General features: G+C 62.4%; 20 protein-coding genes. 13 read left to right on the forward strand and 7 right to left on the reverse strand.

The genetic code is table 11. From position 1 onward, the window contains the following. Positions 1-5: 5 nt before the first annotated feature. On the reverse strand, positions 6-704 hold the full coding sequence (locus R3F42_14610; protein MEZ5543250.1) for a 2OG-Fe(II) oxygenase family protein: 699 nt from the start codon (positions 702-704) through the stop codon (positions 6-8). A 167-nt stretch (positions 705-871) separates the two neighbouring features. Between R3F42_14610 and R3F42_14615 the strand changes: the two genes are divergently transcribed. The 3 genes from R3F42_14615 (at position 872) to R3F42_14625 (ending at position 3,658) form a co-directional block, all read left to right on the forward strand. Then, entirely contained in the window at positions 872-1,918 is a 1,047-nt protein-coding gene (locus tag R3F42_14615; protein MEZ5543251.1) for a hypothetical protein, read from the forward strand. Positions 1,919-2,288: 370 nt separating this feature from the next. Continuing rightward, positions 2,289-2,444: a hypothetical protein gene (locus tag R3F42_14620; GenBank protein MEZ5543252.1), complete on the forward strand. Its 156-nt coding sequence runs from the start codon at positions 2,289-2,291 to the stop codon at positions 2,442-2,444. Between the two features lie 230 nt (positions 2,445-2,674). After that, positions 2,675-3,658, forward strand: a complete 984-nt coding sequence (locus tag R3F42_14625; protein MEZ5543253.1) for a tetratricopeptide repeat protein — start codon at positions 2,675-2,677, stop codon at positions 3,656-3,658. Positions 3,659-3,915: 257 nt separating this feature from the next. On the opposite strand, the gene R3F42_14630 is transcribed toward R3F42_14625, so the two are convergent. The 3 genes from R3F42_14630 to R3F42_14640 form a co-directional block, all read right to left on the reverse strand. Continuing rightward, on the reverse strand, positions 3,916-5,478 hold the full coding sequence (locus R3F42_14630; GenBank protein MEZ5543254.1) for a sulfotransferase: 1,563 nt from the start codon (positions 5,476-5,478) through the stop codon (positions 3,916-3,918). Positions 5,479-5,489: 11 nt separating this feature from the next. Beyond that, a complete protein-coding gene (locus R3F42_14635; protein ID MEZ5543255.1) occupies positions 5,490-7,574 on the reverse strand; it encodes a tetratricopeptide repeat protein in 2,085 nt (694 codons plus the stop codon). A 334-nt stretch (positions 7,575-7,908) separates the two neighbouring features. Continuing rightward, on the reverse strand, positions 7,909-8,646 hold the full coding sequence (locus R3F42_14640; GenBank protein MEZ5543256.1) for a VPLPA-CTERM sorting domain-containing protein: 738 nt from the start codon (positions 8,644-8,646) through the stop codon (positions 7,909-7,911). A gap of 791 nt (positions 8,647-9,437) precedes the next feature. On the opposite strand from R3F42_14640, the gene R3F42_14645 reads away from it, so the two are divergent. The 9 genes from R3F42_14645 to R3F42_14685 all read left to right on the forward strand — a co-directional run bounded on the left by R3F42_14645 (position 9,438) and on the right by R3F42_14685 (position 21,595). Then, positions 9,438-10,820, forward strand: coding sequence for an outer membrane protein transport protein (locus R3F42_14645; protein ID MEZ5543257.1), 1,383 nt, complete (start codon positions 9,438-9,440; stop codon positions 10,818-10,820). 86 nt (positions 10,821-10,906) lie between these two features. Continuing rightward, positions 10,907-13,549 (forward strand): hypothetical protein, encoded by a 2,643-nt coding sequence (locus tag R3F42_14650; GenBank protein MEZ5543258.1) that lies wholly within the window; start codon positions 10,907-10,909, stop codon positions 13,547-13,549. 175 nt (positions 13,550-13,724) lie between these two features. After that, on the forward strand, positions 13,725-14,300 hold the full coding sequence (locus tag R3F42_14655; GenBank protein MEZ5543259.1) for a polysaccharide biosynthesis/export family protein: 576 nt from the start codon (positions 13,725-13,727) through the stop codon (positions 14,298-14,300). A 173-nt stretch (positions 14,301-14,473) separates the two neighbouring features. Then, complete coding sequence (locus R3F42_14660) at positions 14,474-15,673, forward strand: hypothetical protein (protein MEZ5543260.1); 1,200 nt, start codon at positions 14,474-14,476, stop codon at positions 15,671-15,673. Between the two features lie 282 nt (positions 15,674-15,955). Further along, positions 15,956-17,707 carry a Wzz/FepE/Etk N-terminal domain-containing protein gene (locus tag R3F42_14665; protein ID MEZ5543261.1) on the forward strand — a complete coding sequence of 584 codons (1,752 nt, stop codon included), beginning with the start codon at positions 15,956-15,958 and terminating at the stop codon, positions 17,705-17,707. 235 nt (positions 17,708-17,942) lie between these two features. Then, entirely contained in the window at positions 17,943-18,740 is a 798-nt protein-coding gene (locus R3F42_14670) for a CpsD/CapB family tyrosine-protein kinase (GenBank protein MEZ5543262.1), read from the forward strand. 13 nt (positions 18,741-18,753) lie between these two features. Further along, on the forward strand, positions 18,754-20,139 hold the full coding sequence (locus tag R3F42_14675) for a tRNA (adenosine(37)-N6)-threonylcarbamoyltransferase complex ATPase subunit type 1 TsaE (GenBank protein ID MEZ5543263.1): 1,386 nt from the start codon (positions 18,754-18,756) through the stop codon (positions 20,137-20,139). An 11-nt stretch (positions 20,140-20,150) separates the two neighbouring features. Beyond that, complete coding sequence (gene galE / locus R3F42_14680; protein ID MEZ5543264.1) at positions 20,151-21,137, forward strand: UDP-glucose 4-epimerase GalE; 987 nt, start codon at positions 20,151-20,153, stop codon at positions 21,135-21,137. A gap of 2 nt (positions 21,138-21,139) precedes the next feature. Next, a complete protein-coding gene (locus R3F42_14685; GenBank protein ID MEZ5543265.1) occupies positions 21,140-21,595 on the forward strand; it encodes a VanZ family protein in 456 nt (151 codons plus the stop codon). Here the strand turns inward: R3F42_14685 and cysQ are convergent. Continuing rightward, positions 21,537-22,352: a 3'(2'),5'-bisphosphate nucleotidase CysQ gene (cysQ, locus tag R3F42_14690; protein MEZ5543266.1), complete on the reverse strand. Its 816-nt coding sequence runs from the start codon at positions 22,350-22,352 to the stop codon at positions 21,537-21,539. The two genes, R3F42_14685 and cysQ, sit on opposite strands and share 59 nt — an antisense overlap. A 125-nt stretch (positions 22,353-22,477) precedes the next feature. Here cysQ and yrfG point away from each other — a divergent pair, with 125 nt between their 5' ends. After that, complete coding sequence (gene yrfG / locus R3F42_14695; GenBank protein ID MEZ5543267.1) at positions 22,478-23,170, forward strand: GMP/IMP nucleotidase; 693 nt, start codon at positions 22,478-22,480, stop codon at positions 23,168-23,170. 27 nt (positions 23,171-23,197) lie between these two features. On the opposite strand, the gene R3F42_14700 is transcribed toward yrfG, so the two are convergent. Both R3F42_14700 and R3F42_14705 read right to left on the reverse strand, forming a co-directional pair. Next, the gene (locus R3F42_14700; protein ID MEZ5543268.1) at positions 23,198-23,635 is read right to left on the reverse strand and encodes a YkgJ family cysteine cluster protein; all 438 of its coding nucleotides are present in this window, start codon (positions 23,633-23,635) and stop codon (positions 23,198-23,200) included. Between the two features lie 82 nt (positions 23,636-23,717). Beyond that, positions 23,718-25,238 carry a hypothetical protein gene (locus tag R3F42_14705; GenBank protein ID MEZ5543269.1) on the reverse strand — a complete coding sequence of 507 codons (1,521 nt, stop codon included), beginning with the start codon at positions 25,236-25,238 and terminating at the stop codon, positions 23,718-23,720. Positions 25,239-25,262 lie beyond the last annotated feature (24 nt).

Genomic DNA, 25,262 nt, shown 5'->3' on the forward strand with positions numbered 1-25,262 from the left:
CCGCGCTAAACCGTCAACCAGCCCGTGATGCTGTAGCGAGGCCGTGGTGCGAATGGCATCACGTAGGAGACGAGATGCAGGACCGGCACGGTGAATATCACCAGGGAGTTGTAAGTCGGTACGTAGGTATCCGTAACCGTCCCGTCAACATCCAGAAAATGGGTAAGACCGCCCCAGTCCGGATGCCAGTCCCTGCTCAGATTGAATACGAAAGCCGCGCGACGCTCCGGCTTTTGGGTATCGTTGTGCATCATCAGGAAATCTCCGCCGCTATAACGTGCCGCCAGGATTTCCACTTTGATCACCTCATCCATACCCGTCACAGCGCGGGCGAATTCGAGAAAGCGATCCGATTTGAGGAATTCCCCGAACGCGTTGACGAATGCGTCCGGCCTGCATTGTTCGCGGTTCCTGTCGGAAACCGAGTAATGCCCGTAACAGAACTGGAACCCCCGCGCGCCCAGGGCGGTTATCTTTTTCTGGATTGCAGCCCACTGTTCGTCGGACATGGCGGCCCGCTGTTCCCGGGAAAAGACACAGGGCTTGCCTTTTTCCATATAGGCGATCTGCCATGGAATGTCGTCATTGAGGGAGCGCAGCAGCTGCCCGGCGCTATCCGGTTCCAGGGCATTCCGGATCAGGATGCGATTCTTGCGCGTGTATTCCCCGTGCAACTGCTGTACGTCTAACTGACTGTTCAACATAATTGTTTACCTTGACCCCCTGGCTGTATCGGGGTTCTTGCGCCTTGACCCTGTATACCCGATACATCCTACCATTGGCAGTATAATGAATTCTGCTGCCCGCTGCCCGAGCCGGGCGGGTCGCGCAGCCGGCAGGACGCGGACAAAGACAACGAACCGGGGACGACATGATATCGCTCACAGAACTGCTGGCTATGCCCGAACTGTTCCCGGACGCCATCTTCGCTGACCGCGGCTTACTCGATTGCTACCGGGTCGACCGGACCCTCTTGGCGGAAAGCCCGTTCCTTGATAACCGCATGACGGCACGATCAGGCGGCAGAGAACGGGTCAGCTATACGGATGCGGAGATCCAGGCGCTCGCCAGCGGCGCACGGACGGAAGCCATCGGCTTCATATTCCATACCTCGTTCTGCCGCTCCACGCTTATGGCGCAGGCATTGCACGTCGACGGCCAGAGCTTCGCTCTCAAGGAGCCATCGATCCTGCTCTCGCTCGCAGACTCGATCCGCAATACACGGACAATGCGCGATCTTGACAAGGTCAGCGTCACATTGCCGGCCATGCTCCGACTCACGACAGGACTGATGACAGCGGGCGAGAAGGTGATCATCAAGCCAACCAACTTCGCCAACAACCTGCTGCCCCATGTCGCCAGGACCGGCGCAAGGATACTGCTGATGTATTCCGATCTGCGCAGCTATCTCACGAGCATCCTCAAGTACCACAACCGGGGACGCGCTTTTACGCGCCAGTTATACGTACGACTCATGGCAGACAGCAGGGAATTGCGCGACATGGACCCCAGGCGCGCCCTGCTGCTTACCGATCTGCAGATAGCCGCCCTGGTCTGGAAGCAGCAAATGAATCTGTTCACTCAGGTAATGCAGGACACACCGCCAGGCCAGATATGCACTCTCGCCAGCGACGTGTTCGGCGCCCGCCGGGAGGAAACCTTGGCCGAGGTTTTCAGGTTCTTTGCCATACCGCTCGTACCCGGCCGGCTGGCGGACATCCTGTCGGGTCCGGTCTTTCAGCAGCACTCCAAGAGCGGCAAGTCAGTGGACGAACACAGCATCCAGCAAGATAACCGGATGATCGCCGACACGCACAAGGAGGAACTCGAGGCGGCGCTGCATTGGGCCGAGAGCAGCACCACCGGCGGCCGGGTCGTGGTGCCACTGCCGAACGCGCTGCCCGTTCCGCCGGGATAGCCCTGTCACAACATATTTCATAATCCCCCGCGGTCGCGACCGTGGCGATTATGGTCCTGGCAAGGCGCGGTAAGCCTGAGGCAGCCGCAGCGACATGGGCGAGCCGCAACAAGGCCCCTTGTCCGCGCAGCCCCGTACAAGGTGTCCGGACCCGTTCGGCGCCGCACGCCGAACCGGCCGCCACTGACGCCGACCGCCTGCCGCACCACCGCGCGCCCATCACATCATAACACCATGTAATTCATGGATTTTAAGCGGGTGCGCCGAGCACCCTCCAAGCGCCGGGCAACCGGATCTGCGCCCGGCCCGGCAGGGCCCCTGCTATCGTTCATGCGGTATTGCGGGTTGCCTCGGCAGAAATGGAAGGGGTATGCTGATCATTCCAAAGGCATTAAAACTATTACAAAAAATTGCTCAAATCCATGCCAGCACCCTGTATGCATCAACTGGCCGCCATGCCGCGCCAGGCACGTCTGCAAGATTGCGCCAGCGGCAACAATACGTGTTCAGCCCAGCCTGGCATTGATGACGCGACCGACCGCGCCGCTATGACAGCCCGGATAGGCGAGCACGCGTTTGCCAAGCACGGTTCAGGTCGGTACCGTTTCCCGCTGGATGCCCGCGGTTGCCGGACAGGCCGCACCAGAATTGCGCGACCGGCAGCCGGCTTACCGCATCGTCAGGGTGACCCCGACCCGGACCCCGGCGCGCAGGGCAAGGCTGTTAATACACTGAAACCAACCGGAAGAATGCACCATGTCGAATGAACGGATCGAACAACTACTCACCGACGCCAATGCGGCTATCGACGCAGGCGACATCGGGCGCGCCGTCGCCGGTTATCAGGAAGTGCTGGCCAGCGAACCGGACAACTACGAGGCCTGCCTGATGCTGGGGTCACTGCTCGGCGAAGCCGGCCAACTCGAACAGGCGGCAGCGCTGTTACGCTCGGCCGCGGCCGTCCGGACGGACGACGCAACAGCGAGCATCACGCTCGGACATGTCCTGCGCGCCATGGGAGACGGCGCTGGCGCTATCGCCGCGCTGGAGGAGGCGGTTCGCCGCGAACCCCGCGATTACGATGCAATATGCACGCTTGGCAGCATGTTTGCCGAAAGCGAATACCGCGCAGAGGCAGTGGCACAGTTCAGGCAGGCTGCCGAGATCGATCCGCAACGCGCCGAGGCCTGGTCTGCCCTGGGCGCAATGCTCATCCTGCAAGATGACGCCCAGGCGGCGGTGGACACGCTGAAGACGGCGCGGCGTATCGACCCGGAAGACCGCGAGATACCGCTCCAGCTGGGCATGGCTTACATCCAGCTCGAGCGCCTGGATGAGGCCGAATCGATTCTGCAGGAGGCCCTGTCCCAACATGCGTCTTATCCGGATCTGCAATTCTGGCTGGCCGAGGCACAGAAACGGCATGGCAGGCTTGCGGATGCGCTGCTAAGCAACGCCGCTGCACGGTCCATGGCACCTGACAATGACCAGTATGTCATCCAGGCTGCGGCGATCACGGAGGCGCAGGGTGACACGGACGCGGCATTCGCGCTGCTGCAACCCGTCCTCCAGTCAGACGACGTTCCGGTGGAAGCAGCCCTGCTATTCGCACTCATGAGTCGCACCCTGGGCAGGATGAATGATGCACGCAGCCTGCTGGATAGTGTCGCGAGTAAGGACATAACGCCTGAACAGCGCGGCAAGATTGATGAAGTGATGATCTGGCTGGAGACCGTCTAGAACCTGTCGCATCATCCCGCGCGAGCCGCGTTGCAGCCGGAAGCGCGCGCACGGCATGGCCCAGGCCAGTCTATCGACCGCTTGTGCGGCCGCGCCTGCTCCTGCCGCCCGCCGCGGCGCTGGACACGACTGCAGGGAGAAGGTGAGGCCGGGAACGGCCGAGAGACTGGCCTGGGCCATGCAGGCGGTAGCGCAATGCCTGCGCAAGTGCCGGGTATGCCCGCGTGTCGCGGCGCAACTCGGCACCGCAGCGACAATCAGACACCCGGCGCCGCCACCAGATCCGCCAGCGCGCCGAGGTGGCGCTCGTAATTGCGCCAGCGCCCCACCGATTTATCGTAGATCGGTTGGCGCACGTCGTGATAGGTAGGCGTGCTGACGACCCGCGTATTCTCGAAATACCGCAGACACTGTTCATCCCATTCGAGCTCGCAGAAATCGACCAGTTCGTGCGCGCCGCGCTCAAGGTCACCGACCAGGTCTTCATACCGCACCTCGAGCAGAGGAACCCTGATAACGGATTTCCAGTGCGCCATCAGTGCCAGATATTGGCGGTAGTAATCCGCCAGCGCGTCCAGGTCATTCGTGTAGGGATGATTGCCCGTCATCTGCTGGAACCAGATCGAGAGGCAGGTATCGCGCGGATCCCGCGTGCAGTGAATGACCCTGCAACCGGGAAAAAGCAGATCGATGTACCCCAGCGCCAGGAAGTTATGCGGCATCTTGTCGATGATCCGCGCGGCCTCCGGCGCAAACCCGGCAAGTGTGGCGAGATACGCCTGGGCCGCCTCCGCCAGACGCATGCCGGTGAGCCGCTCGAGGTCCGCCGGCTGGGGCGCGGGTCCACCCAGCGCATGTACCAGCCTGGCTATGTCGTCGCGTTCACCGGCACCGAACATGCGGGGATGGCTGGCAAGTATCTGCTCGACCAGGGTAGTACCAGAACGCGGCATGCCGACGATGAAGACCGGCAACGCGGAGTCGACTCCGCTGCGGGGAAGCACGCGCTGGCGCTCAGGTGAGAATGCCCGCATGATCGAGGTAAAGGTGGCATGGGTCCGCCCCGGATCGTATTGATAGTTCAACAGCCGGTTGCCGGCATGGAAATTTTCAAAGGCCCGCTCGTAGTCACCACACGCATCATATAACCTGCCGAGCGCGAAGTGACCGTCACGCCTTGCGTTTCCCGGCACCGTTGAACGCAGCATTTCCTCGAGCAAGGCGATAGCCTGCCTTTCCTCGCCCAGTTGCTTCGCGAGGGCCGCATAGACAAGCACAATGGGTGGCGCGACCGGCGTTTGGTGCAACGCGTCCCTCAGCACCTCGAACGCCTGCACGTGATTACCCTCGTATTCATAGCTCAATGCCAGTGCAGCACAGGCATCCGGCTGACCGGGATGGCGTGCCAGCACCTGTTCCAGGCCGGACCGGGCTTCGGCGTAACACCCGGATGTACTCAGCAGCCGTGAGAGGTTGACGTAGGCCGGGATGGATTCCGGCAGTATCCTGATTGCCTCTCGATACACCTGCTCGGCACCGTGGATCTGCGCCATCGACTCCAGGCGCACGCCAGCCTGCAACAACGACTGATACAGCCGCTCGGCAATCTGCCGGTCGCCGGGCGCGAGCGCATAGGCCTTGCGCAGCGGTTCGGCGGCCAGCACCGGGCGGCCCAGGCTCATGAGTATGGTACCGAGCAGCAACCAGCCCCGCACATCCGCGGGATGCTCGCGCGTCACCCGCTCGGCGACAGCCCTGGCCTCATCCAGCCTGCCGGCACGCGCCAGCCCCTCGATGTGTTGCATGATATCGGTCTGCATTCAGGCGCTCGTCATGGTGCTGCAGCCAGCGCATCGAACAGGGGCTGCAGAAATTTCTCGTAGTGCTTCCAGCGCTGCGTGGAGCGCTTGTAAATGGGTTGCCGCACCTGGTCGTAGCTCGCCGTCTTCGTCTTCTGACCTGTTTCATAGAAGCGCAGGCAGCGCTCGTCCCAGGTCAGCCCGCAGAATTCAACCAGCACCCGACTCATCTCCTCGGTTGCATCGACCAGGGACTCATACCAGTTCTCGAGCATCGGTATTTCCAGTATGTTCCGGTAGTGATCCATCGCCCTCTCATACTGCCGGTAGTGCTGCCCGAGATGCGTCAGATCATAGGCGTAGTTGTGATAACTGGCGAAGTCCTGGAAGTAGCAGGATAGGCAGACATCGGCGGCGTCACGCCGGCAGTGGATAATAGGCGCATTCGGAAACAGGCGACTCAACAATCCGAGGTACTGGAAATTGTGCGGCATCTTATCGGTAACGAAGGCGGCGCCCGGAGCGATCCCGCGCAGCTCGTCGAGGTACTCGCGCGCCATCTCCTCGCAGTCGCGCTGCGTCAGATTGGGAAGATAATCCGGATATCCGTACGATCCACCGGCATGACCACGGGCCCTGGAGGCGATCCGGGACAGGAATATCAGCTCATCACCCGCCACCACATCCGGGTGGCTGGCCACGATCTGCTCGACGAGGGTGGTCCCGGAACGCGGCATGCCGACGATGAAAATCGGTGTAATATCAGGGGCTGGCGCAACTGTCGGCAGGCGCGCATACAGTTCCGGTGACTGCACTTCGATCAGGCGGTCGATATAACGCGCGTCCTCGTCCGCACTGTAACGGTAGTGTTTCAGGCGATTGCCGGCCTCGAAATGCGCAAAGGCCTGGTCGTAGCGCCGCTGCCGGTCATAGAGTTCGCCGGCACGAAAGTGCAGATGCCGCTGTTCGGATTCGCCGACCTTGCCGGAGCGGAGGCGGGCCTCCATGTGCTCCAGCACCTCGTTGCAGTCGCCGAAGTGACGGCACAACTTGGCAGCGGCATCGAACGCGCGCAACCCCGCCCTGCCGGACGCGATCTCCGGCGCCAGCAGCGCGTGGGCTGCCGCAAAATCCCCCTGCTTCTCCAGCACACCGGCACGGGCGCCCACGAGATCAAGGTCATGCCCTTCCGGCGGGACCTCCGCATAGCCAGCGAGCGCCTGGTCGAGAAGGCCCATGCGCTCGTGAACGTACGCACGGTAGTACAGTGCCATGGCATTGCGCACATCCATCCTCAGAACGGCTGAGAAGCAATCCAGGGCCTCGTCGAGGCTATCGACTTCCATGAGCGTGTAGCCGAGATCCAGCAAGGGAGCGGCATCCATGGGCGCGGCCTGCACGGCACGCCTGTAGCTGGCGACCGCCTCGGGGAAGCGGCTGTACTGATAGTAAATGGCACCGATATTGCGCAGTGCCTGCAGGTCGTCCGGGACAAGCTGCAGGACCTGCATCCATGCCGCGATCGCATGCTCACCACGCCCGCTCGCCTGCAACGCGGCAGCCAGCGCGCCCAGATAGCGCGCTTCGGCAGGCGCCAGCCGGCTGGCATCCGCATAATGCCGCACAGCGGCTTCCCACTGTCCCAGCGCCTGGCACGCCGTACCGAGATTGAAATGCACATTCGGGTCAGCGGGCGTCAGCGCCAGGGCCCGCCGATAACTGGCAACGGCGTCCGCATGCCGACCCAGCGCGGCCAGCGCCACGCCCAGGTTGGAATGGTCTGCAGCCTCCCCCCCCGAAAGCGACAGCGCCTCGCGGAATTGCGCCTCGGCCTCCGCGGCACGACCGAGCTGCAGGAGGTAGTTGCCCAGGTTGCGGTAGCCGGCAGCGACCGCAGGCGCCAGCCGGACCGTTTCCCGCGCACAGCCGGCGGCGTTTTCGGCATCGCCCAGCGTAGCGTACACCACCCCGAGCATATGCCACGTCCCGGCATCGCCGGGTCTCAGCCGACGCAGGCCGTCATAATCCGCCAGCGCTTCGCGCAGCCGACCCTGCCTGAAATGCTCCAGCGCGCGACGCTCCAGCTCAGCGATCTGTAAGGCGGGCGGCTCCGTCATGGGATAGTGCTGAAACTCGCGCGGGTTCGGGTTCGGCGCCGGAACCGGGGGCCTGGTGATACAGGCGTGCTTACGGCCAGGGACGAATAGTCAGTTTACCGACTGAGACGAAAAAAAGAAGGGGCGACGCGCGCCACGCCGAGCGTAGTGGTGATTGCGGCCACGAGGGCGGATTTTCCAACGCCCATGCGCAATCTCCACGCGCCCACATCGACGGTCTGACCAATTGCCCGACCTCAGCCGCAAAAAAAGAAGGGGCGCCGGAGCGCCCCTTCAATTTCGCTGTCATCAAAGCGATTACAGGTAATCGCCCGATCGAGCCAGGCGCGATACCTTAGCTCTGCCTCCGGCGACGGGCTACGCCCACCAGGCCGAGCAGACCGGAACCGAACAGCCAGACTGCGGCAGGTACCGGAACGGCGGCAGGTGTCACCGAGGTGATCGTGATGTCGACGATGTCGAAGTTGGCATTGAAGCCCGGGAACGGACCGTTGTCCATCGGGCTGCCGCCAACACCGTCATCACCCGTGATACATGCTGCTGTCAGCACGCAGGCCGGGTTGTTCTGGAAGTTGGTGTCCAGCGTCGAGGTGGCCATCGGGGCCGGGCCGATCGGGAACTTGCCCTTGTTGATGCCGTCACTGGCCGGGGTGGCACCCACACCAGCGATGACTTGCCCGGTGGAGTACGGACCCGAACCGAAGAAGCCGGCCGCGTCAAGGATGATGCCCACGTTGATGTTGTTGTTGCCATTCCAGTCGAACAGCAGGGAGCCGGCGACCAGCGTGCCACCGCCACCTACGCCATCACCGATGGCCTGCATGTTGATGTTATGGGCAACTGCCGGACCCGCTGCGAAGAAGTCGAACGGATTGACCGTTGCGGTGCCGGAACCGGTAGCGGTGTCGAAGCTGAAAGTGCCGGTAATCTGGGTGCGCAGGCCGTAACCCCAGGTGGGATCACCATAGTAGGGGTAGCTGGTGTTCGCCGTCGGGGCACCCGAGGCATTCAGCATGGTAAACAGGCCATTGAAGCTCGCTGTGATGATATCCGCACTTGCGGCTGTCGGCACAGCCGCTGCGCCGAAACCGAGCGTAACGGCAATTGCAGAAGCTACAGCAGTTTGTTTCAGGTTCATTATGGTCACTCCAAAAAAGCAGTTTATGAAATATCGATATTTAATGACTGTGGCTTATTATCCCTGAACCGTTATCCCTGGACCGTGATTCAACCTTGATTTCCTGAGCCTCCCCCTCCGAAAGGCGTTGGCGTCAGCGGTACAGGTACGACAGACACACACAAACAAAGCAAATTGCAGGCCATAATTTTATTTTTAATAAATTACAAATAGTTACAAATCATCCCGGACAACCCGATACAAAGCCGCCACATGATTTGTAAACAATTCCAACAGCCCCGCAGCGCCCTCATCACTTGATCTGGGACAAATTGAGCAAGACAAAACAGCACGTTATCGATACAACCCCGGTCGGGCAAGGCAAGAAGTGCGCATGTAAAATACACCGACGTGTGCACACATCTGGTTACCGCCTGACTCGCATCCGGAACTATCGATAGGGGGCATGCTGCGCGGGGAGCGCGCGATTCGGTAACGCGGCGGTCCGCCGCGGCCTGCGCACGGTTGGTGCATGCGTGATACGTGCTTGCTTGACAAAGCACTTCGTTACAAACAATCATCCGTACCACAATGTAATGGCACAGTCATATTCTGAACTGTGCTGAATAATCAAGCCGTTCCGGGATATCGGACTGCCCAGGCAGTTGCGATGCACCGCGTCCGGGCGTGCATAACTTAAAGAATACCAAACCATCCACTTGGCACGGACTTCTGGAGGATAACCAATGAAGAAGTTTCTAACCTTGCGCACGCCAAAGCTTTGCGCCCTTATGCTGCTGATCGCCCCGCTCAGCGCCTACGCCACCAATGGTTATTTTCTCATCGGTTATGGGGCGAAATCACGCGGCATGGGGGGTGTCGGTGTCGCCTATGCACAGGACGCCATCGCCGGCGCCTTCAACCCGGCCGGCATGGCGGATGCCGGTGTCAGCACCATGCGCATCGATTTCGGTCTCGAGCTGTTCAATCCGCCGCGTGCCGTCGTGCACAGCAGCGACACGCTCGGCTCACCCGTATCCGTGACCAACGAGACAAGCGGCAGTAATGAATTCCTCATCCCCAGCTTCGGCGCCATATACAAGTTCAATCGCAAGCTCTATCTCGGCATGGCGGTCATCGGCAACGGCGCCAACACGCGCTACCACCAGTCGGTACCGACCCTGCCGACGTGCGTGAACGGCGACACCTCCGGCGGCACGGGAAGCTACTTCTTCAACTTCAACTGTAACGCGGACAGCAACACGGTTGGCGTCCAACTCCTGCAGGCACAGATGCTGCCCGGGGTCGCCTATCAGGTAAACAAAAACAATATCGTTGGCGCCTCATTGGCCATTGGCGTGCAGCAGTTCCGCGCCTACGGCCTCGGTGCCTTCGAGGATCTGGGCTTCGCCGGCGCCGGCGCCACTGGCACCAGCGGTAACGGTAACGACTACTCGTACGGTCTGGGCGTTCGTTTCGGCTGGCTGGGTAAGTTCCTGGACAAGAAACTCACCCTGGGTGTGAATTACGCTTCCCGCGTCTACATGACCCAGTTTAACAAGTACGACCAGCTGTTCGCCGAACATGGCGATTTCGACATCCCGGAAAACTACAGCATAGGACTTGCCTTCAAATTGACGGACAAACTGACGGTTGCCGCCGATGTCCAGCAGATCAACTACAGCAACGTCGCCTCCATCGGCAACCCGGGACCGATCGACCCCGTTGACCTCAACCCCCTCTGCCCGGGTGTCGACCCCGCCATTTGCCAGCTGGGCGGCGATCTGGGCATGGGTTTTGGCTGGTCCGATGTCACGGCCTACAAAATCGGCCTGAATTACGATTACAGCAATGCATGGAGTTTCCGGATCGGCTACAACCATGCCGACACCCCGATTCAGAAAGACCAGGTGCTGTTCAACATGCTGGCGCCTGCCACCGTGGAGGACCACATCACGCTGGGCGCGTCTTATCGCCCGTCGAAGAACGTCGAATGGACAGCCAACATCGTACATGCATTCGAAAACACCATCAGCGGTCCGACGGCCTTCGGCAACCTGCCCGGCGACGACGCGGCCATCTCGATGAAGATCAATACACTTGGGATAAGCTTTGCATACAACCTGTAACCGCCCGGTTATAGCAACTGATCACAACAAGTATGACAACTGCAGGCAGCGCTGCCGGCAGATAACAGTTCTGGAGGGACAAGGTGATGTTTGATAAACACCCACATCGTGGCACCCCGCTGAGGCACACCGCTCTGGCCAGCGCCGTCATGGCGGCGCTCGGCGGCAGCATGATCGCAACACCCGCATCCGCGGTGGACCTGACATTTCAGTTCACGGCAGTGGGCGACGGCGGCCTGTTTACCATGCTGGATCCGAACGGCGCGCCGGCCCAGAATACCAGCTATCCCTATTACGGTGATCCCACCTGGGGTTACGGGGTGCGTACCCAGATTTCGGGCACCATCACCATCGATCCCGCCACCATGGCCGGCAGCATGAACATCGCGCCGTTCCAGTTCTTCGACGGTGATCCCAACTTCCCGGCAACGGCCAAGAACATCACCTTCACCGATGCGAGTTCGGATCCGCTGAACACGGGCGGTGGCACCCTGCTGCTGGGTAACATGCAGTTCGACTGGAACGGCAACAACAACATCCCCGTGTCCATCGTCTGGGACGCCACCGGACTGATGACCGCCATCAGCGGCGGCCTGTCGGTCGGCGACGTGGTCGTCGGCGGCGCATCGTGCACGACCTGCGCCACCCCGGCATCCGAAGGCATCCGGAAAGGCAGCCTGCCCATCGGCCCGATACCCGTGGCCACCACCTCGCTGGATCCAACCCACACGGGCGGCGCCAGCTCGGTCGGCATATTGCCGCTCGCGGGTGACGATGGCATTGGCGGTTCGCCCATGCAGGCCGGACCGTTCCCGGGCTTCAATGCCAATTTCGACTTCTTGACCCTGACGCTCATCAGCGATGGCAGCGGACCGACCTTCACCGCCCCCGCCGCCGTGAATTTCACCGCCCCCGAGCAGTCCACACCCGCCAATATCAGCGTTGATCTCGGCACCGTCACCGACGAGGCCCCGGGCGGCACGACTGTGGATTACAGCATTGATGGCAAACCCTTGAGCGACCCGACCAAGACCTGGGTTGCCGACGACAATGCAACCAACACCGTCAGCGTAACCGCCACCGACACGGTCGCCACCCTGACCGTCGACTGGCGTGCGACCGACACCTTCGGCTCGCAATCGTTCCAGACCCAGGGCGTCACGGTGACCATTACGGATACGACGGCCCCCGTGATCACCAGCACGCCCGCAGATGTCGTGGTGAGCGTGGCCAGTACGGCCGACAACGTCTGCTTCGGGACTCTGGCGGCAACGGACGCGATCGACTCGGCACCGCTGGTGCAGTGGTCGCATGACGGTTTCACTTTCTTCACCGCGAATACGAGCGACAACTGCTCGACCGGATTTGGTCCCAATGTCAATACCGTGACCTGGCGCATCACGGACGATACCGGCAATGTAACGACCTACGCCCAGACCGTGACGCTGAACCTGCCTGTCGGCATTACCGGCAAGGCCTGCACCATCGACCTCGCCACCGCAGGCCTGCGTCTGGTCGACGGCAACTTCACCATGCGCACGGCAAGCGGCTCGATCACGGGCAGCATCGATACGGGCGTGACCGGCAATATCGATACGACCGTATTCTGTACCGACCCGGATATCGCCAACTGCAACCCGAACCCACCGGCTGTCACCTTGAATTCCGGTCAGCCTTTCTTCGGCTTCAACTGGACCGCCGCGCCCGTGCGGCTGTTTGACCAGGGCACCTGGACATTCGAGTCCTGCCCGTTCCCGCGCAGCTTCGACTCGGCGAACAACGACTGGATCGGCGCTGACGGCTCGACCAAGTGCGGCGACGCCACCACGCCCAATCCGATCACCATGACCGTCGCTCCAGGCCAGCTCGGCGCGCACATGCTGTTCGACTGGGCATCCAACGTCGCGATCGACGTGGTCGTGGTCTGGGACGTGAACTGCAACAAGTTCCAGCTGACCACCACCGACCCGGACGGTGACGGCATCCTCGCAAGCCAGATGGTGGACGGTCCGTTCAAGGGATTCAATGCGGCATTTGATCTCAACACCGTCGCCGGCGAACCGCCGATCGCGGATGGCGGCTACACGGTGACCATCCCGACCGTGCAGAACCCGGTTGACGGCGAGTCACCCCTGCCGCTGACGACCCTGCCGCTGCCGGTGTTCACTGCAGACCCGGATGCATTGCGTTCCTGCGTTGGCGGCTGCGCCAAGTTCTCCACGACGGAACTGCGAAGCGGCACCGACACCGCCGGCGCCTACCAGTACACCCAGGTGGTCCTGCCGCTGTCCGAGACGACGCCGTTCTGGTCCCTGTATCGCAAGTACGACGAGGCGACCAACTCATGGGTGCCGTTCGTGATCGACGGACGCAACAATGTCCTCACCGCACCGCTGGATCCCGTCTCCAACGAGTGTCCGGAACCGGGTAACGGCGCCTACGACCGCCCGTTCTCCGGCGCCCTTGCCGACAAGTTGCGCGAGAATGACTGGTGCGTCCAGCTCACCATCGAGGACAACGGCCCGAACGATGCCAATCCCGCTGTCGGGACGGTCGATGATCCTGGCGGTGTGGCAGAGGTCGCGTCAGGCGTACTGCCCAGCCCCTCGACCAGCGGCGGTGGCTGCACCATCTCCAGCAATCCGGATGCTCCGGCCAGGGATGGTACCTGGTGGCTGGTGACCGGACTCCTGGGCTGGCTGGGATGGCGGATGCGCAGAGTACGCTAATACCCGCATCCGGCGTTTCCTAATTGCGGCACAGTCGGTTCGACTGTGCCGTTTTTTTTGCCGCGCTGCCGCGCACGGCGCGCCATACATTGACGCATGGACGGCAATCTGCTGAAATCAGCCGAATATCTGAGGATTTTGTGCATTTCCCGTTAGCCATTGCAGAGGCCGTATCATGCTGAGACTCCCGCTGAACCTACTGATAGCGCTGCTGATATCCTGCCTGTCCATACGCCCCGGCCTGGCTGAACAGCAGGGCGACGGTTCCGCTGCCTACCTGATCCAGCCCGGCGATGTACTGGACATCTCGGTCTGGAAGGAAGAGGACCTGAACAAGCAGGTGCTGGTGCGACCGGACGGGGGCATTTCCTTCCCGCTGGCCGGCGACCTGCAGGCGGCACGCACCTCCGTCAGCGAGCTGCAACAGCAGCTCACCGCCAAGTTGCAGAAGTACATTCCCGACCCGCTGGTCACCGTGTCCATCCTGAAGCTGGACGGTAACAAGGTCTATGTCATCGGCAAGGTCAACCGGCCCGGCGAATTTGTCGCAAGCCGTAACCTCGACGTGGTCCAGGCGCTCAGCGTTGCGGGTGGCATGACCCCGTATGCTGCCGCCAACAAGATCTCCATATTGCGCCGCACCAACGGCAAACTGACCTCGATACCCTTCCGTTACGGTGACATCGAGAAGGGTGACAACCTGCAGCAGAACATCATGCTGCAGAGCGGAGACGTGGTGCTGGTGCCATAAGCGCCGTGGGCCGGAGTACCGTCCAGCCCGCACGCCAAGGCTGCCACAGTCCCTACTCAGCACCGGCCGGCAGCCTTTGGTAAGAAGGGTTGTGAAACATACCTGCCGCGACCGGATCCGGCCTGTGGCCGTATCCGAGTGACAGGGTCAGCGAGCAAGGGAATCGTATGCGCATGCACAATCTGACAGGCTGGGTACTACTGCCTCTGGTCGCTTTCCCGCTGCTGGCGCCGGCAGCTGAGTGGTCGATCGAACCGAAAATCTCCCTGCGTGCCGGACGTGATGACAATATCCGCCTCACCGCCGCGGCCCATTCGCCCGTGTGGGAAACCACGCTGTCCCCGAGTGCAAAATTCGGTGTCGCAACGGAAACCTCGGGGCTGACCGGTGACGCCATGATGGCGATCCGGCGTTACACCGGCGGCACCGGGCGTGAACGCGGCAGCGTGCTGAATCGGGAAGACTACCACCTTGGCACCACGGCCTATCACAACACCGAGGCGGACAACCTGAAGGCAACCCTCGATTTCACCCGCGACAGCACCCTGGACTCCGAGCTGGACGAAACCGGGCAGGTGACGGACAACCGGGTCACGCGGCAGAAGCTGGCGCTCGGTCCATCATGGTCGCGGCTGCTGACCGAACTCACCCGGCTCGAGCTTTCCTATCAGTTCAACGACGTCAATTACAAAAACGATCCCGGCAGAAACGATCAGATCGACTATCGCTACCACGTGGCCAATGCCTCCCTGATCCGCCAACTGACACCGCGGGTATACGGGACGCTCACTGCGGGTTACAGCAACTACCAGCCGGAAACCAATTTCGACTCCGTCACCGTATCGCTGCAGGCCGGCCTCACGACCAATTTTACGGAAACGCTGCAGGCATCGTTTCTGGCTGGCCAGCGCAAGACCACGTCCGATACCGTGCCCAGCGTCAGCGCGAGCGGCAAGTTCGATTCCACGTCCGCCATCTACACGGCCAGCATCACCAAGACCCTGGAGACCGGCTCGCTGAGCGCCTCCGTATCCCGCTACTCGTATCCCAGCAGCCTGGGCGAATTGCTCGACAGTACCCGCCTCGCGCTGAAAGGCGATCACAAGCTGACGGAAACCCTGCGCACCTCGCTGCGGGTCGAGTACGTCGAGAACGAGACCATCGTCAGCCGGGGGGTTACCGTCCCGAGCCAGGATAAGGAGACATTCCTGCGTATCAGTCCCAAGGCGTCCTGGCGCTGGAGCCGCACCTGGGAACTGGAAGGCGAATACCGCTACGTCGATAACGACGATCCGGTTTCCGGAACCGCAACACGCAATTCCGTGTACGTGACTTTGACCTATAAACCGCCCAAGACGTCGCTCGCGCGATAAAGGCGGCCAGGGACATCCCGCAGACCCGAATCCCAGGGCGGCGATAGACAAATAATTACAACAATATCAAATAGATAAATAACCACTTCGCGGCTTGTCGCAAGGGGTAACGGGATGGATCGGAACCGGATCCCGGCGACAGGCGGCGTGAAGCCGCCCGCAGCGCGCTGCGCGTCTCGACAAATACCCCGGATTAGTACCAAGATACGATGCCGCAAGACACTGAATTCGTATAATCTTCGTAGCATTGGCTGCAGCCCCCGATCTTGACAGGAACCTGACATGGCTGAACTTGCACTGGAGCAAACACTGGATTTTGGCGATTACCTGGCGGCGTTCCGGCGCCGGCGCGGGATGATCGCGCTGGTCGCGGGCATCGTCTTCCTGCTCGGACTGATCATCGCCCTGGTCTGGCCACCGACCTACCAGGCCTCCGCCACCATCCTCATCGAAGAGCAGGAGATCCCCACCGAACTCATCCAGTCGACGGTTACCAGCTACGCGGCGCAGCGAATCCAGGTCATCAGCCAGCGCGTCATGTCGCGTGCGAACCTGCTCGATATCATCGAAAAGTACCACCTGTACGAGAAGGAGCGCCGCCTTAACACGATCGAGGAAGTCCTCAACGACATGCGTGGTGACATCACGATCGACATGATCAACGCGGATGTGATGGACCCGCGTACCGGGCGTCCCACGGCCGCCACCATCGCCTTCACCCTGGGCTACAAGAGCGACAACCCGCAGCAGGCGCTGAAGGTCGCCAACGAGCTCACCACTCTCTACCTCGACGAGAACCTGAAATCACGCACGGAGAAGGCTGCCGAGACCTATGACTTCCTGACCGAGGAGGCCAGCCGCCTGAGTGACGATATCAGTCGACTCGAGAAGGAGCTGGCCGAGTTCAAGGAGAAAAACGTCAACACGCTGCCGGAACTGCGCGATCTGAATACCCAGATCCTCGAGCGTACCGAGCGGGAGATCGCCGATATCGATGCCCAGACGCGCGGGCTTGAGGAGCGGCGGGTCTACCTGAACGGCCAGCTCGCCGTGATGGATCCCTATGGCGGCAGCAACACGCTGAGTCCGTCGGCCCGACTCGATGCCCTGCGTACGGAATACATCGGCCTGATCAGCCGTTATTCACCGGATCACCCCGATGTCACGCGAGTCCGCCGCGAAATCCGGGCGCTGGAACAGGAAACCGGACAGGGCCCGTCGAACGCCGAGATCCAGGCCCAGCTGCAGGCGCTGCGGGACCAGCTGGCCACGGCGCGGCAGACTTATACCGACGAACACCCGGACGTGAAGAGCCTGAACCGGCAGATCAGCAACCTGGAACAGGAACTCCGCGAGGCGTCCGCCGCACCGGGCGCGAATATGGCACCCCCCCGGGCCGATAATCCGGCCTACGTGACGCTGCAGTCCCAGCTTGTCGCCGCCACCACGGAAATGCGCTCCCTGCAAAGCAAACGCGCGCAGCTGGTGCAGAAGGTTGCCGAGTACGAGTCGCGCCTGATGCAGACCCCGCGCTCCGAACAGGAATACAGCGCCATCGTGCGCGACCTGGAGAACTCGACCCGCCGCTACCAGGAAATCCGGGCCAAGCAGATGACCGCGGAAGTGGCGCAGGAAATGGAAAAGGAACGCAAGGGCGAGAAATTCACCCTGATCGACCCGGCGATCCTGCCGGAAGAGCCGGTCAGTCCCAACCGCGGCGCGATCGTGTTCCTGAGCCTGGTGCTCGCCCTGGGCGCCAGCGTGGGCTCAGCGGCCGTCAGCGAGAGTATGGACAAGGCCGTGCGTGGCGTTAAGGGCGTGACGATGCTGCTGCATACCGCACCGCTGGCCGTCATCCCCTACCTGCCCAACACGGCAGAGAACAGCGGACGGAAACGACGGCGCACCCTGATCGTTGTCACGCTCCTGGCCGGCCTGGTCGTGCTCCTGCTGCTGGTGCATTTCCTGGTCACGCCGCTGGATGTGATGCTGTTCAAGGCGCTGCGCAAATTCGATCAGTTGACGGGCGCATGAACGTCCTCGCACACGGGCACCGACCAATAACGGTGGTCACCGCGACATATTGATTACAGGTCTCTAATCTTCGGGGTAGGCTTAACAACAGGTACCGATCCGGCCATGCCAGGCAGTACCAGTGCGACCTGGCGCACAAGCCGGGCGTCCTGTACCAAAGGACAGTATCCAGGAACATACCTCTTGAAATATAAAGGCTTTATACTGAAAGCCTGGCCAAGGGATGACATAACTTATGGAACGTATCAAACAGGCGCTGGAAAAGGCCCGCCAGGAACGCCAAAACGTACAGGGTGGCAATGTCGTGCAACCGCTGCCGCCGTCACCGGAAGCGACGCCCGGATCGGGTCAGGCGCTCACCACGGCGGTCAGCCTGAACGAAAACATCCTGCGCGATCACCGCATCATCGCCGGCCTGCCGCCCGGCCCTTTCACCGAGGCTTACAACCTCCTGCGCACGCGGCTGCTGCAGACATTCAAGGAACACGGCTGGAATACCCTGGCGATCACCAGCCCCGGCATCAGCGCCGGCAAGACGCTGACGGCGATCAACCTGGCGATCAGCATCGCCCGCGAAGTCGACTACACCGTACTCCTGGTCGACGCCAATCTGCAGCAACCCGGCCTGACGGACTACTTCGGCCTGCCCCGGCGCAAGGGCCTGAGCGACTACCTGACGTCCGAGGTTGCCGTCTCGGAACTCCTGATCAAGCCCGGCATCGTCGATCGACTGGTGGTGCTACCCGGTGGCCAGCCACTGGCGAACTCCTCCGAGATGCTCACCTCACCGAAGATGGGTCGGCTGGTGGAGGAAATGAAGGCCCGTTATCCGAGCCGGATCATCATTTTCGACCTGCCGCCGCTGCTGACCTCGTCCGACACGCTGGCATTCGCGCCCCATGTCGATGCCGCTCTGCTGATCGTCGAGGAAGGCGTGACCCAGAAGGACGAGCTGCAGCGCGCAGTGGAACTGCTCAGCGTCACCAACATTGTGGGAACCGTTCTGAACAAGGCCGACGGCAAGCTCGTCTGATACGGTTGCGAAGATGTACGAAACTTATTACAGACTGAAAGAGAAACCGTTCACACTGCTGCCGGATCCGGGCTTTCTGTATCTCAGCGACAAGCATCGCATGGGCCTCACGCTGCTCGAGTACGGCCTGATGAACCAGGCAGGCTTCACCGTGATCAGCGGCGAGATCGGCGCCGGCAAGACCACCCTGATCCGCCAGCTGCTCAACAACATGGGCCAGGAATACACCATCGGTCTCATCACCAACACCCATCGCTCGTTCGGCGAGCTGCTGCAATGGATACTGCTGGCCTACAACCTCGACCACAAGGACATGAGCAAGGTCGAGATGTACCAACGCTTCGTCGATTTCGTGATCGAGGAGTATGCCCAGAACCGGCGCGTGGTTCTGATCGTCGACGAGGCCCAGAACATGGACGCCGAGACGCTCGAAGAGCTGCGCATGCTCTCCAACATCAATGCGGACAAGAACCTGACCCTGCAGGTGGTGCTGTCGGGTCAACGTGAGCTGCGCGACACCCTGCGCCGCCCCGATCTCGTCCAGTTTGCCCAGCGCATCAACGTCGACTATCACCTCGAAGCGTTGTCCGAAGCCGAGACGGCCGGCTACATCCGCCACCGCCTGAAGATCGCCGGCGGCGATCCGGACACGTTCACGCCGCGGGCCTGCGCGGCGGTGCACCGCTACAGCGGCGGCGTGCCGCGCCTTATCAACCTGCTCTGTGACACCGCGCTGGTCTACGGCTATGCCGACCAGAAACGGCGCATCGATGCCAAACTGATCAGCGACGTCGCCCGGGAAAAGCAGGCCGGCGGCATTTTCCCGGTCATCGTCCCCGCCGAAGTCAGCCCGGAAGATCGCGCCGACGAGCAGGAAGCCGCGGAGCTGGCTGCCCGGGTCGATGCACTGGAAGCCGCCGCCGCGGCCAGTACCGCTGCCGCAACGACCGCAGCGCCGCTAGCGGAGAGCGAGATTCCGGAGCAGGGGCCACCGGAGCAGGATATGCCAGAGGCCGCCTCACCCGCGCCGACTAAAAAAAAACTCCGGCTGGTGGTGTGCGCAAGGGAAAAATCCCGTCAGTACTTGTCAGAACTGTTAGAAGACTGTGGCTTTGAGATCGTAGACAGCTTCACCCCCGATGCCGAGCTGATCGCCGGACTGCTACCGCAGCAGGTCGAGATCCTGCTGATCGACGGACTGGAGGACCGGCAGGCGCACCCGCCGGCGCTGGCCGCGCTGCTGGCCGGCTGGAACGGCCCCGTCCTGTACAATGATCCCATCAGCACCCGCACCAGCCAGCTGCGCAACAAGCGCGCCGCATTCGGCCGGATGCTGACCCAGCGTATTCTCGACCGCATCGACCGGCGCCCGATCACCTCGACCGTCATCAATCACTGATACAGCGCCACATGAGCAAACCCGCCATTCTGGTTGTCGGGGGTGCCGGTTATATCGGGTCGCACATGGTGCTCGACCTCCTGCGCGCCGATTACCCCGTCGTCACGCTCGACAACCTGTCGCGGGGACACCGGGAACTGCTGCCTGGCGGCGATTTCGTCGCCGGCGATCTGGGCAATCCCGCGGACCTGCGCCAGGTATTCGCGCGCTACCCGATCGACGCGGTGATGCATTTCGCCGCCCATTCGCTGGTGGGCGAATCGGTCGCACACCCGCTGGCCTACTACCGCAACAATGTCGCCAACACCATCAACCTGCTCGAGGCGATGCAGGAGGGCGGTATCAGGCACTTCATCTTTTCATCGACGGCAGCCGTGTACGGCGAACCCGAACGGGTACCGATCAGCGAGTCGCACCCGTGCCGTCCGGCCAGTCCGTATGGCTTCACCAAACTGGCGGTGGAGCGCCTGCTGGCCGACCTGAGCCCGGCCAGCGATCTGACATGGAGCATTTTGCGCTACTTCAACGCCGCCGGCGCCGATGCCTCCGGCACCATCGGGGAACGCCACGCGCCGGAAACACACCTGATCCCGCTGGTGCTGCAGGTGGCGACCGGCCAGCGTGCCGGTATCCGCATCTTCGGGGACGACTACCCGACGCCGGACGGCACCTGCCTGCGTGACTATGTGCATGTCTCGGATCTGACGCGCGCCCACCTGCTGGCGCTCGAGGCGCTGCTTGGCGGGGCCGGCAACTCGGTCTACAACCTGGGGAACAGCGCAGGCTACTCCGTCCGCCAGGTGGTCGATGCGGCACGCGCCATCACCGGACACCCCATACCGGCGGAGGTATCACCGCGCCGGGCCGGCGACCCGGCGGCCCTGGTCGCCGACTCCAGCCGTATCCGCGCCGAGTTGGGCTGGCAGCCGCTGTATGAAGACATCGACGCCATCATAGCCACGGCCTGGACCTGGCACCGGCGCGAAGCAGGGATCTGAACTTGCTGCAACACCCGCGTGTGCGCCCGCTGTTCCTGCTCCTTGCCATCGGCTGGGCGGCCGTCATTTACTATCTCTCCGACCAGCCGGGGATCGATCTGCCACCCCTGTTTCCGCACGTGGACAAGCTCCTGCACCTGATCGCCTACGGTGTCCTCGGCTTCCTCGCCATGGGCGCCTGCAGCCCGGCAGCCTGTCGACAGCACAGCGGGTATTACTGGCTTATCGTGGCATTGGCCGGTCTGTACGGAGTACTGGACGAATATCACCAGTCCTTCGTACCCGGCCGCGACACGGACCCGTACGACGCCCTCGCGGATGTCTGCGGCGGACTGCTCGGCGCCGGCCTGATGTTCCTGCTGCTGCGCAGGTCAGCGGCGAATACAGCGCCGGCAACCGCTAGAGGTACCGCGACCAATCCCGGCCGGCGTCGCCGAACACCAGGAAATACGGATTGAGCAGCGAGTCCTTGGTGTTGTAGCGCAGCGGCTGCATACCGGTGTCCGTCACGTGGCCCCCGGCCTGTTCGACTATGCACTGGGCTGCCGCCGTATCCCACTCCGAGGTCGGACCGAGACGCGGATAGATATCGGCAATGCCCTCTGCGACCAGGCACAGCTTGAGCGAACTGCCCATGCCGACCAGTTCGTGCGCACCGAGTTTGGCAAGAAAATCGTTGAGTGATTTGCCCCGGTGCGAGCGACTGCCGACCACCATCACGGGCCCGCCATCCAGCCGGCGCACGCGAATCGGATCCGGCCTGGCATCCCCGGTCTGCTTGAAGGCGCCGCGTCCACGGCAGGCGCTGTAGCTGACACCGGTTACCGGCACGTGCACCACGCCGAGCACGGGCACGCCGTCCTCGATGAGTGCGATGTTGACGGTGAACTCGCCATTGCGGTTGATGAACTCGCGGGTGCCGTCCAGCGGATCCACCAGCCAGTAACGGCGCCAGCGCGCGCGCTCGTCGTAGGGCAGGCTGGAGGATTCCTCCGAGAGGATGGGAATCCCCGGGGTAAGCCGGCCGAGCCCGTCCACGATGGTGTGGTGCGAGGCGAGATCCGCGGCGGTCAGCGGGGTCCGGTCGTCCTTCTCCTCCACCGCGTAATCATCGCTGTTGTAGACCTCGAGTATGCGCTCACCGGCCGTGCGCGCCAGCGCCGTGACCGGCGCCAGCAACGACCCGATGTCACCGTCTGTCTCATCGTTGTTCACTGTATAACCCTTCCGGTTCTGCCCCTGAAATCCCGTTGCCCCGGCAGCTTCCACCGCGCGGGAGGCGGACAGTATACGCGATCTGCTACCATTGACGCTGCCATCCACGAGCGGCAGGCATACCCATGATACCCTGGCAGGAAATCGACAGCGTGTTTCTCGACATGGATGGAACGCTGCTCGACCTGCATTTCGACAATCACTTCTGGCGCGAGCACGTACCGTTGCGTTATGCCGAACGCAGGCAGATCGATATCGACGCCGCCAAGTCCGAACTGGTGCCGCGTTTCCGGCTCAAGGAAGGCACGCTGGACTGGTACTGCGTCGAGTACTGGAGTCGCGAGCTCGGTCTGGATATCGTCGCGCTCAAGCGCGAGATCCATCACCTGATCGCGGTGCACGAGCACGTGCCCGAGTTTCTACGCCGCGTACGCGCCTCTGGCCGGCGCGTGGTCATGCTGACCAATGCCCATGCCAGGAGTCTTGACCTGAAGATGGAGGTCACCGGACTGGCCGGCGCCTTCGATGCGCTGGTCTGCTCGCACGATCTCGGTTATCCGAAGGAGGACCTGCGTTTCTGGCTCGAACTGGAAGGCGTGGAGCAGTTCACCCGGGCGGCTACGCTGTTCATCGACGACAGCCTGCCGGTGCTGCGCACGGCCCGCGAGTACGGCATCCGCCACCTGCTGGCAGTAAGCAGGCCGGACAGTCAGGCACCGGTACGCGCGGTCGATGAATTCATTGCCATCGAGGGCTTCGACCAGATCATGCCGGGCGCACGTTATAGCGCGAGCGACCGGGGCGGCAACGGGCGTTGAGCACGCGCGCGCGCCTGCCCCGCCGCCTCAAGCCTGCCGCAGCTGCTGGTCGCGACTCGCCGCGTACTTGTGCCAGGTCTTGAAGCGTTTTTTCACGTATTTCAGCAATGCCGCGTAATCTTCGAAAAACAGGTCGAAACCCCGCTCGGCCGGCTCGTCGAACTCGCAGTAATCGTTGGTGTATTCACGGCAGATCAGCGGCCGGTCGTCGTAGATGCCGCAGCGCCCGTCCGGCAGCAGGTGGGTGCAGCTGTTATTGACCAGCAGGTACCAGCCGTCCTCGTCCTTGTAGGCCTGGATGTCCCGGTGTGAAAGCTGCCACAGCATATGATCGAAGTCGTGCATGGAGCGCGGCGTGGCCAGCTCCTCGGTGATGTAGGTACAGCACTTCGAGTTGGTACAGAAACCGCATTTGTTCTCCGTGGTGATCTTCACACCGACCGGAACATTCCTGCCTTGCTTCATTTGCTTCGCACCCCGCGACTGGCTTGCAGCTCTGCACGGCAGCCTATCATGACCACCGCGATTTGTCGCCTGCGGTCCGTGCTCAATGCGCGGCGAATTCGAAGCGGTCGAAAACCGGACTGTCGAAGACCCGCCGTCCCGCACGCACGTTGATCGTGCGGCCGCTGACATTGATGATGAGCCGGCTCCCGAATGCATACACGCCCTTGGCGGCCAGCAGCGTGGCGTGGGTGCGTTCCGATTCGTCGGCCGGCATGAACAGCGCCGGCAGTGCGGCGCTGCCGGGCTGGTCCGCGAGCTTGCAGTACACGGCACCAACGCCACCGGCGAGCAGTTGGACCCCGGTCTCCATTTCGCCCTGTGCCGGAACCCGCACCGAGCGGATGATGGCCAGCCGCAATACCTGCTGGCCTTGCTGTTGTTCCAGCACGCCGAGCAGGTCGCCGACGCAGGCGTCGCCGGCACCGCCATCCTCCCAGGCCAGCTTCATGCCTATGGCGCTGCTATCCAGGACGCGGCACTGCGGCTGCCCCGAGCGGCCGCTTCCGGTGCTGGCCGCGCCCTTGCCGGGGCCGCGCAGCAGGTAGGCGTGAATCTGCGCGAGACCGTGCAGCAGACTGACATAGCGACCATCGGGGTGACGCTGCTGGCGGCGGCGTTCGGTACCGCGATCCTCCGGCAGCAGCCGGCGCAGCACCATGGCCTCCGGGCTTTGCATGCGCAACCCCGCCGGGGTGCCGGCCAGCTGCTCGCGGATCGCGCGCAGTGCCGGGTTCGCATCGAGCAGATAGGCGTCCTTCAGCACGACTGGAGATTCGAGCTGGATGCAGGGTTGCGGTAGGCTGTCCCCTTGCAGGTCGAGCAGGAAGATGCCCTCGCCCGCACCATCCCAGCTGTTGCCGGGCAGGATTCTGCAGTCATCAGCGTGCCGCAGCAGGACGTCGTACAGCAACCCCGCCTCGCCTTCCTCCAACCGTGCCGGTTCCGCCAGCGCCAGCAGCATGCCGGCGTGGTAGTAACCGGCCGTCGTCACGCCGGGGACGCCGGCATCCGGCGCGGTGACGCCGAGGAATCCGAAACTGCGCGCCAGCCGGTAGAGCTGATGCGTCTCTGCGATCTGCGCCGGCTGCACCTCGCGGTAGAACCGGTAGTTGTCCAGCAGGACGTACACCATCAGCTGCAGGGCGCGGTGCAGGGCGATATCGAGCTGCGGCTGCGGCTTGTCCCGACTGCTGCCGGCATAAAGATCCGCCACAAGCAGCTTGTAGCCCCCGGCCAGACTCTGCAGGAGGCAGCCGATACCGGCGATGGCCTCGGTACGCCGTGTCCGCGACAGCTTCAGCTGTCCCAGCTGCAGTGGATCGAGGCTGTGCATCAACTGTTCCGACGTCGCCCGGTAAGCCTCGAGCAGCTCCAGGCGCGGTCCGGGCGCGAGTCGCTGGGCATTGAGTCCGTCCAGGCCGCCGCGTACCAGATGCAGGGTCTCGACCACGTCCATGAGTGGCAGATCATCCAGCCATGCACGCAATCGTGCGAGATCGGTCTCTACGGTCGGATCCGTGAAGACATGCTGGACCGGCAGGATAAGTTTCAGCGACTCCATGGTGCAGCAGTTGCCAGCCGTCCG

The organism is Pseudomonadota bacterium (assembly GCA_041395565.1).
Lineage (GTDB): Bacteria > Pseudomonadota > Gammaproteobacteria > UBA9214 > UBA9214 > UBA9214.

What these genes read in the sequence shown, in the direction of transcription:
- R3F42_14610 (MEZ5543250.1), bottom strand. Translation starts at nt 704, where the DNA reads ATGTTGAACAGTCAGTTAGACGTACAGCAGTTGCACGGGGAATACACG.
- R3F42_14615 (MEZ5543251.1), top strand. Translation starts at nt 872, where the DNA reads ATGATATCGCTCACAGAACTGCTGGCTATGCCCGAACTGTTCCCGGAC.
- R3F42_14620 (MEZ5543252.1), top strand. Translation starts at nt 2,289, where the DNA reads ATGCTGATCATTCCAAAGGCATTAAAACTATTACAAAAAATTGCTCAA.
- R3F42_14625 (MEZ5543253.1), top strand. Translation starts at nt 2,675, where the DNA reads ATGTCGAATGAACGGATCGAACAACTACTCACCGACGCCAATGCGGCT.
- R3F42_14630 (MEZ5543254.1), bottom strand. Translation starts at nt 5,478, where the DNA reads ATGCAGACCGATATCATGCAACACATCGAGGGGCTGGCGCGTGCCGGC.
- R3F42_14635 (MEZ5543255.1), bottom strand. Translation starts at nt 7,574, where the DNA reads ATGACGGAGCCGCCCGCCTTACAGATCGCTGAGCTGGAGCGTCGCGCG.
- R3F42_14645 (MEZ5543257.1), top strand. Translation starts at nt 9,438, where the DNA reads ATGAAGAAGTTTCTAACCTTGCGCACGCCAAAGCTTTGCGCCCTTATG.
- R3F42_14650 (MEZ5543258.1), top strand. Translation starts at nt 10,907, where the DNA reads ATGTTTGATAAACACCCACATCGTGGCACCCCGCTGAGGCACACCGCT.
- R3F42_14655 (MEZ5543259.1), top strand. Translation starts at nt 13,725, where the DNA reads ATGCTGAGACTCCCGCTGAACCTACTGATAGCGCTGCTGATATCCTGC.
- R3F42_14660 (MEZ5543260.1), top strand. Translation starts at nt 14,474, where the DNA reads ATGCACAATCTGACAGGCTGGGTACTACTGCCTCTGGTCGCTTTCCCG.
- R3F42_14665 (MEZ5543261.1), top strand. Translation starts at nt 15,956, where the DNA reads ATGGCTGAACTTGCACTGGAGCAAACACTGGATTTTGGCGATTACCTG.
- R3F42_14670 (MEZ5543262.1), top strand. Translation starts at nt 17,943, where the DNA reads ATGGAACGTATCAAACAGGCGCTGGAAAAGGCCCGCCAGGAACGCCAA.
- R3F42_14675 (MEZ5543263.1), top strand. Translation starts at nt 18,754, where the DNA reads ATGTACGAAACTTATTACAGACTGAAAGAGAAACCGTTCACACTGCTG.
- galE (MEZ5543264.1), top strand. Translation starts at nt 20,151, where the DNA reads ATGAGCAAACCCGCCATTCTGGTTGTCGGGGGTGCCGGTTATATCGGG.
- yrfG (MEZ5543267.1), top strand. Translation starts at nt 22,478, where the DNA reads ATGATACCCTGGCAGGAAATCGACAGCGTGTTTCTCGACATGGATGGA.
- R3F42_14700 (MEZ5543268.1), bottom strand. Translation starts at nt 23,635, where the DNA reads ATGAAGCAAGGCAGGAATGTTCCGGTCGGTGTGAAGATCACCACGGAG.
- R3F42_14705 (MEZ5543269.1), bottom strand. Translation starts at nt 25,238, where the DNA reads ATGGAGTCGCTGAAACTTATCCTGCCGGTCCAGCATGTCTTCACGGAT.